General features: G+C 46.9%; 11 protein-coding genes. 6 read left to right on the top strand and 5 right to left on the bottom strand.

Going from position 1 to position 7735, the window contains the following annotated elements; translation table 11 throughout:
* Window positions 1–603 precede the first annotated feature (603 nt).
* The 5 genes from PN462_RS06675 to PN462_RS06660 all read left to right on the top strand — a co-directional run bounded on the left by PN462_RS06675 (window position 604) and on the right by PN462_RS06660 (window position 3566).
* On the top strand, window positions 604–825 hold the full coding sequence (locus PN462_RS06675) for a DUF2811 domain-containing protein (protein ID WP_443029088.1): 222 nt from the start codon (window positions 604–606) through the stop codon (window positions 823–825).
* Between the two features lie 44 nt (window positions 826–869).
* Window positions 870–2270 (top strand): protoporphyrinogen oxidase, encoded by a 1401-nt coding sequence (gene hemG / locus PN462_RS06670; RefSeq protein ID WP_272127257.1) that lies wholly within the window; start codon window positions 870–872, stop codon window positions 2268–2270.
* Window positions 2260–2529, top strand: coding sequence for a DUF2887 domain-containing protein (locus PN462_RS23430; protein ID WP_443029087.1), 270 nt, complete (start codon window positions 2260–2262; stop codon window positions 2527–2529). The genes hemG and PN462_RS23430 overlap by 11 nt, the downstream gene beginning before the upstream one ends.
* Window positions 2447–2770 carry a DUF2887 domain-containing protein gene (locus tag PN462_RS06665; RefSeq protein ID WP_272127255.1) on the top strand — a complete coding sequence of 108 codons (324 nt, stop codon included), beginning with the start codon at window positions 2447–2449 and terminating at the stop codon, window positions 2768–2770. Before PN462_RS23430 ends, PN462_RS06665 begins: the two co-directional genes overlap by 83 nt.
* 163 nt (window positions 2771–2933) lie before the next feature.
* Window positions 2934–3566 (top strand): type I restriction endonuclease, encoded by a 633-nt coding sequence (locus PN462_RS06660; protein WP_272127254.1) that lies wholly within the window; start codon window positions 2934–2936, stop codon window positions 3564–3566.
* A 1-nt stretch (window position 3567) separates the two neighbouring features.
* Here PN462_RS06660 and PN462_RS06655 read toward each other — a convergent pair whose 3' ends face one another.
* On the bottom strand, window positions 3568–3900 hold the full coding sequence (locus PN462_RS06655) for a hypothetical protein (RefSeq protein WP_272127253.1): 333 nt from the start codon (window positions 3898–3900) through the stop codon (window positions 3568–3570).
* Window positions 3901–4054: 154 nt separating this feature from the next.
* Here PN462_RS06655 and PN462_RS06650 point away from each other — a divergent pair, with 154 nt between their 5' ends.
* On the top strand, window positions 4055–4786 hold the full coding sequence (locus tag PN462_RS06650; protein WP_272127252.1) for a 16S rRNA (uracil(1498)-N(3))-methyltransferase: 732 nt from the start codon (window positions 4055–4057) through the stop codon (window positions 4784–4786).
* A 108-nt stretch (window positions 4787–4894) separates the two neighbouring features.
* Here the strand turns inward: PN462_RS06650 and PN462_RS06645 are convergent, their stop codons facing one another.
* The 4 genes from PN462_RS06645 to PN462_RS06630 are packed head-to-tail and all read right to left on the bottom strand — an operon-like array spanning window position 4895 to window position 7553.
* Complete coding sequence (locus PN462_RS06645; protein ID WP_272127251.1) at window positions 4895–5464, bottom strand: hypothetical protein; 570 nt, start codon at window positions 5462–5464, stop codon at window positions 4895–4897.
* Between the two features lie 3 nt (window positions 5465–5467).
* Window positions 5468–6262, bottom strand: coding sequence for a hypothetical protein (locus PN462_RS06640; RefSeq protein WP_272127250.1), 795 nt, complete (start codon window positions 6260–6262; stop codon window positions 5468–5470).
* A complete protein-coding gene (locus PN462_RS06635) occupies window positions 6222–7310 on the bottom strand; it encodes a glycosyl transferase (protein ID WP_272127248.1) in 1089 nt (362 codons plus the stop codon). The genes PN462_RS06640 and PN462_RS06635 overlap by 41 nt, the downstream gene beginning before the upstream one ends.
* Window positions 7311–7313: 3 nt before the next feature.
* Entirely contained in the window at window positions 7314–7553 is a 240-nt protein-coding gene (locus PN462_RS06630) for a hypothetical protein (RefSeq protein ID WP_272127246.1), read from the bottom strand.
* Window positions 7554–7735: the final 182 nt, after the last annotated feature.

Here is a 7735-nt window from a genome sequence, read left to right as displayed (position 1 = left end):
ACTCCCGACTCCCGACTCCCGACTCCCATTACCCAAAATAGTGTAATCTAACCTTAATCCCCCCAGATTTAGGACTTGACAAAACCCAACTCCCCCCATGGTCGTCCCGATCCATTACCAAATATAAAGTTTGTAATTCTTATTTTTTAGCAGAGTTTTCCCCCAAAAATTCCCCATCTTTTCCACAGGGAGTAGGCAATTTTCCACAACTTTCCCCAACTTTTCCACAAGCCAACGGGAAAAACCAAACAATCTACGTCCTTATGGGGGATTTATCTTTTGTCCTTGGGGGAACTGCAATATACTGAGTTCAGGTAACGTTACGTAACAAAAAAAGCTCCCTAACCCCCATTGCTCCGTAAATCTTTAGTTACGCTAAAAAAAGTTGTAACATTTCTCAGCATTGACAAATCAGCGAATTTTCTACGAAATAGTTATAGTGAGATGACTGATCAAAGCGGACAACTCAATCAAGGGATACAACTCAACCGAAACCAACGTTCGATGAATCATCGTCTGAAGACACGCTTTTAGGGATGCTCATTTTCTTGACTGGTCTGCTTGCTCATCTCTCACCCTAGTTGCCACAGAGGTCACTCCATGATGAATACCAACATCAGCATCTTGACAGAAATCCCTGAAGAACTCCATCAATCCCTGAAAACTTATCTAGACAGCCATCCCAGTTGGGATCAGGATCAAGTGTTCGCCGCAGCCTTGTCTCGTTTCTTACTAGAAAACCAACGTAGTGATAATGCTAGACAAGCCGCCCAGAACTATCGCACCTGCGCGAAAGTCTATTTAGAAACCCTCTTTCAAACTTAAATTAGTGGTATGATGAGCCTTCTAGCTAGGAATATTAGGGTTTTATGCTAGATAGTCTCATTATTGGTGCTGGAATAAGCGGTTTAAGTACAGCATTGGCACTCAAACAAAAAAATAAAGACATTCTTATTACCGAACGTCAGCCCAGGGTGGGGGGAAATATTATCTCCAATGAGGCTGACGGTTTTCTTTGGGAGGAAGGACCGAACAGTTTTCAACCCAACGAGGAAATGCTCAAGGTAGCGGTGGAGGTTGGGTTAAAAGATCAATTAGTCTTAGCGGACCGTCGTCTTCCCCGTTATGTCTATTGGAACAACCGATTAAATGCCGTCCCCATGAGTCCCCCCTCAGCCATCACCACCGGGCTGTTAAGTCCTGTGGGGAAACTACGGGCATTTTTCGGGGCCTTGGGCTTTGTTCCGGCTAATTTACGGGACGAAGAAACTATTTTTCAGTTTGTGCGACGGCATTTAGGCCCAGAAGTCGCCGAACGGTTAGTCTCGCCGTTTGTATCGGGAGTCTATGCGGGGGATGTCCATCAGTTGAGTATGGCCGCCGCATTTCGTCGGGTGTTTCGTCTGCAAGACGCGGGTGGGGGACTCGTTCCAGGGGCGATTTTATCCCGTAAACAACAACCACCTAAACCTGAGCCTGATCCCAATTTACCGAAAGTGAAGCGCGGCGAGTTGGGGTCATTTCGGGAGGGGTTGAAACAATTACCAACTGCGATCGCGCAACACCTCAACGACCAACTAAAATTAAACTGGGCCGTCACCCGCCTCGAACGCACCCCCCAAAACACCTATATCGCCCACTTCGACACCCCCGACGGGCCCCAACAGGTCGAAACCCGCAGTCTCGTCCTCACCACCCCAGCCTACATTACTGCCGACCTCTTAACCCCCCTGGCCCCCCAAGCCAGTCAAGCCCTCAACCAAATCGACTATCCCCCCGTGGCCTGCGTCGTCATCGCCTATCCCGACAACGCCTTTACCCGTCCCCTAAAAGGCTTCGGCAACCTCAACCCCCGCACCCAAGGCATCCGCACCCTCGGCACAATTTGGTCATCCACCCTGTTCCCAGGCCGCAACCCCCAAGGTTGGCAAATGTTAACCAACTTCATCGGCGGAGCAACCGACCGAGACATTGCCCAACTCTCCCCCGAAGAAATTGTCCAAGCCGTCCACCAAGACTTACAAGGGGTATTACTGGCCAAAGACATCCAACCCAAAGTCCTCGCTGTGCGCCTCTGGGAGCGTGCCATCCCCCAATACACCCTCGGACACCTAGACCGCCTCGAAACCATCGCCAACGCCCTAGAATCGGTCCCTGGTGTCTTTCTCTGTGCCAACTACACCGATGGGGTGGCCTTAGGGGATTGTGTCCGCCGTGGCCGCGAAACGGCTGAAACGATTGAGTCCTACTGTTCTCGGCATGAAAACTGATCCCATTTTTTACCGATTATTCAAAGAATTGCCCAGCAGTTTTTTTGAACTGATTGGGCAACCTCCTTCCCAAGCATCCGCCTATCGCTTTGACTCCGTGGAGTTGAAACAGACCGCGTTTCGGGTGGATGGGGTATTTCTCCCCCTTGAGGAGTCCCTGCCCCTCTATTTCACCCTTGGTACAATTTCAAAAAGACTCAGCAATCTATGCGCGTCTTTTTTCCGAGATTTTCCTCTATCTGCGACTAAATGGCTATGATCTACCTTGGCACGCGGTTTTAGTATTTCGCAGTCGCAGCGTCGAACCCAGTCCACGAGAAAGAATTCCCTATGAACCTTTATTGGCCTCGTCTTATGTGACTCGCATCTACTTGAATGAGTTAGAAACCACGGAAACCACCCCGTTAAGTTTAAAGATTATTCGGTTGGTTCTCGCCAAACGCCGCCAAGTCTTTGAACAAGTCATTTCCAATACACCTTGGGTTAAAACCCAAGGCTAATAGCTTAAACCCGTTAAAAACGGGTTGATCGACTCGAAACAAGTCTCTCAAGATCAAGTCCTCCTTCTGAGCGTTAGTTTTAAGAGTCGTGGCTGACGGCTGATAGCTGAATGCGTACAATTAATTCAAAATGCTGACGTTCACTTAATATCCTTTAGTTTTCATGGCTCAAACCTTTGCTATTGAACGAAATCTTAAAACTCTAGGGCAATTACAACAGGAATTTGGCTTAATTCGGACGAGCCAAGCTGATTTATTTTTTGAATGGCAAACAGATTTACCGCCTCTCTCAACCCATGAAAAAGCACAATTAGATGAAATTCAGGCTCAATATTTTTATCAATTGAGCCAAGGGCGGTTGGGAGAAGAAACAATTAAATTGATTATTTTATCGCCTCTATTAAAATTAGCGGGATTTTATGACCCTCCGTTTCAATTTCGAGCCGAAGAAACAGTACAAGTAACAGTAGAGGGAGAAGAAAAAACTTATCGGGGGCGAGTCGATGCACTGGTTTTACAAGAAAAATTCTGGGTTGTGGTGATTGAGTCTAAGGAAACCAGTTTTTCTCTAGAAATTGCAATTCCTCAAGCTCTCACTTATATGTTAGCAAGTCCACAGGCTGAAAAACCTGTTTTTGGGATGGTGACGAATGGGGGAAACTTTGTCTTTCTCAAGCTCATTAAAACCCCTTCACTTCAGTATGAGTTATCTACAGTTTTTTCTTTATTACCTCGTCCCAATCAATTATATAAAGTTTTACCCATTCTTAGAGGATTTGGAGAACGGATTAAATGAGTTAAATGTTGGCAGGATTAATATCTGCCCGACAGTCTCGGATCATCTCCACGACCGCTTCTGGGAGATCATCGCCATTCCGAAGTTGTTGGAGGATATTTTGATATTCTTCGTAACTGTAGGTATCTTGAATCTGATTAAAGGTACATTCACAAATAGCACGAAATCTTCCGTCGTTTTCTTGGGTGCAGCTATTGATAAAAGAAGTTTTTTCTTGGGAGGGATAGTTATTAGACGGTTGAGTCGGTTGGGTTTGCGAGAGGGTTAGGGTTAGGGGAACAGAACCTAAAATCGCAGTACCGACCAACATTAAGCATAATGAGGACAGTTTCATAGAAGTAATATAAAATCATCGCATTAGGAATGAGCGCACCAAGGTTTGTGATTGGGGAAGTTTGGGAGGATGACGCGGTTCGGGTTCGGGAGGTTTCGGGGATTGTCTCTTACTACTATGATAGAAAAATTAAATCGGGATTGACGAGAGTTCTATGGCGGCTCATTTACAGCGTGTGACGATCGCACCCCACCAATACCAAGACCAAACCCTTCGTCTTACCCCAGCGCAACAGCATTATCTCTATCGGGTGTTACGCTTACAAGAAGGCGATCGCTTTATTGCCATGAATGGTCAAGGTCAGGCTTGGATCGCTCAGTTGGCAACGAATACGGCGATTTTACAAAATGGCCTCGAAGTTACGTCAGAATTGCCGATTCCCTTAACCCTACTGGTGGCCTTACCCAAGGGGAATGGGTTTGAGGAGATTATACGCTGTGGGACGGAGTTGGGGGTGAGTGCCTTTGTTCCGGTAGAGAGCGATCGCACCCTCTTAAAACCCAGTCCCCAGAAGCTAAAACGCTGGCGACGCATTGCCCAAGAGGCTGCCGAACAAGCAGAACGCGCGATCGTGCCGCCCCTTCAAGACCCCTTACCGTTTTCAGAAGCAGTGCAGGCTTTAAACCCCGAACAACAAACGGGATATATCTGCATTGCCAGAGGCGAATATCCCCCCCTATTCAATCGTCTCTCTCCCCCCCCTATACAGCCCATTTCCCTCTTTACCGGCCCCGAAGGGGGTTGGACTCCTAAAGAGATAGAAGCGGCGTTAGAAGCCGGAATACAGCCCGTTTCCTTGGGCAAAACCATTTTAAGAGCAATTACGGCCCCCATTGTTGCTACTGCTTTAATGACTCAGCTGATTACAGTAAATAGTAAACCGTAAACCAGCAGTATTTCATAATTTTTTCGATTTTTTCGATACCGGATTCTGTATCCGTCCAAGAACCCACCACAGCGAAAAAATAACACATAACAAAAAAACAGACTAAAACTAGTCCACCTCATCCGGTTCAGGTTCAGAATTATCTAGCTCGGTTACATCTGAGGGGGACTCTCCTTCCTCCGCAGTGCTGTCCGGGGAAGGATCAGAGCTTTGTTCCTCCTCTCCATTTGCGTCTTCTGATGAATCGGATTCGGTAGATTTTTCTTGCTTTTTTTTCTCTTCTTCCTCCTCTTTCCAAGGGGAATCATAACGATTCCACGGTAAGATAGGTTTATTGGGGAGTTTACTGGTTAAAACTGTAATATTTTCGGGATCGGGTTCAGGTAAATCTAAATCGTCTTCCTCATCTTCGTCTTCCTCATCGACGATTTTTCCCGCTTCCTCTTGCTCGTCCGGGGGATGATCTGGAGTGATCTTTTCCTCATCAACAATATCCCCCTCGTCCACTACATCCTGATTCACCTCAGATTTTGTCATCTCTTGCTCCTTCTTGGACGGATCAGAGGATGAGGATGAATTTATGGCTGATGCAGGAGTCTGGTTTTCCTCAGCAGACGGTTGGGAAGACTCAGAAGGGGAATGATCTTCAGGATGGAGGGGGAGAGGTTCAGCCGTCATAGGTCAAAAAAACTGGGTTTGCAGCACAGGCAGAAAGTAGGCCGCTACCGTATGCAACATAATAACAAAAGCCACTGCCAATGTGACATAGGCAGCATAGTTCAACGTTTGTGAAACGTCGTCAATACGCTGTTTATTAATTTTATAAGTTTGTACGAGGTTCACCATCATTTTTAAGTGATATTCCTCTGGGGTAAGGCTGAGGTAGCGTTCTAGGAACTTTTTATCCTCTAAATTAGGACTAATCGCCACTTGCCGGGGCAAAAAGGCATTAATCAAGAGTGTAAAGTTTATCATAAAACCCGCAATTTCTCCTAGACTGAAGATACTGGGGATAAACATTAAACGAGAGAGCGTTAAACTCGTAAGTAACGCTCCGTTGACCACAAAGAGAATATTCAGTTTAGTGGTTAGGGTGTTGGCCTGCTGTCGTTGTTGTTCTAAGACGGAGCGCACATCTTGGGCGGCAATATAAATGGTACTCCAGACCCGCTTTTTCTTGGCTTCTGCCTTGTCTTTTTTCTCTGTGGGGGGTTTTTGTCCGTTGCCTTTCCCGTCGGTGTTATTTTGCTCTTGAGGCTTCACTTCGGGGAGTTTGGGAGGGGTTAAAGCTCGATCTAATTTGGGGGGAGTTTCATAGGTCATCTCTTGGGAAGATTGAGCAGCTACGGGGTCTTGGGGGGAAGTTTCAAGGTAAGATTCGGGAGACCGTTCTCCGGTCTGAGTGAAAGCGTGCCACGCACGCTGTAACACCTCCTCAGATACCGGACTCGAAGTAATCGAGGATAGTGTGGGCAATCCGTTCAGTTCCATCAGTGGCTATTGAGTGTGAAGTTTGCATGGGAGGGGAGGGGGGAGTCCTCAGAAAGTCCCAGTCCCTTTGCAAAAATGCCTCCGGGGAGAGAATTTGATGGTAGCCGTACTGTTGTAATCCATTCACTAATAAATTGGCTTCTGCAAAGCCTTTTCGCGTCAGAGAAACAACGGGTGTTTCTAAGCGCAATGCTTCAGAAAAGGTGCTAAACCCGGGCTTACTCACTACCCGTCCGCATAACGGCATACAATCAACGGGTCTAATCGCGCGATCGCTAACCTTAATCAAGTTAGGGATGTCCGGAGCGCAGTGATCAAAGGTAATAAACTGGTAGTCTGGAAATTCCCTAATATTATTATAAGGAATTTTCTGGAGTCCGAGACCCCCGAAGGTGAAAAGAATGGTTTGATCGGGGGGAGTGGTGAGGGAGAAACGCTGGCGCAATTCATCTTCTGGATAACGGGGTGTTCCCCCTGTCAGTCCCATATCTTCAATGTGGGGGAAACGCTGCATGGGTTCGTGGAAGGGGAGTCGAAAGAGGCGATCGCATTGGGCAAAACAATCCCCAATCCAATCGGCCATCTCATTAAACTCTCCCCCCCAGTCTCGATAAATAAAATCCCAGCCAAAATTACTCATCATCCAACAGGGAATCCCGGCAGCATCGGCCATTAACGTCACCAAAGGCGGAATATCGGCTAAAATTAAATCCACCCGATTAGTTTTGAGAAAATCCACCTCTGAGGCAATCAAGCGATTTTGCTTTTGGCGAATTTCCCGCAGTTTCTCCAAGGTTGCCCCCTGATCTTGAGTTAAACTATCAGACTGGATCACCCCCACATCAAACCCACGGGGCCGATAAATAAAGTCCCCTGGAATATATGCCTCTAATAACCAACGGGGTGCGGTGGTGGCTAAAATTAATAAGAGGTCCGGATTCTGTTGCTGGAGGTATCCGGCCACCGAGGCCGCACGAGTGGCATGGCCAAAACCATGATTGGTGATTGCAATATAAAGGGTGGGTCGAGACATCAGTTAATCGGGTTTAGGACGTTTAAAATAAAAAACTTGGGTATTTTTCTCAATCCCGGAGTGAATCGAGACTAATTCCCAACCTCGTTCCCCCAGATAGTTTAATGTTTCCACAACAGTCTTCCCCTGTAACACCTCCGCCAACTGTCGGTCTTCCGATTCTACGGTAATCCGTAGGGGGTTCAGGGGGAAAATTGTCTCCTGAATGACTAAATATTGCCACTGCTGAATTGGATTACTCACAAATGTTTTGTCTTAAACAGTTGACGCTCCACGCCCTAAATGAGCGTGGATTCTTGGTTCAACGAATCTCCGTTAGCTAGCAGGAGTTCTCCAACCAACCAAGAGGGAGTTTCTCCCCAAGCGTTAATTTTCGTGCGCCCCACGATATATAAAGCCCTTTGCAGGATGTTTATAGCTGCATT

Source organism: Spirulina sp. CS-785/01, from assembly GCF_028330525.1.
In the GTDB taxonomy this organism is placed as follows: Bacteria; Cyanobacteriota; Cyanobacteriia; order Cyanobacteriales; family Spirulinaceae; genus JAQMSD01.
Note: the sequence above shows the minus strand (reverse complement) of the source record. Positions and strands in the feature narration are given on the sequence as shown.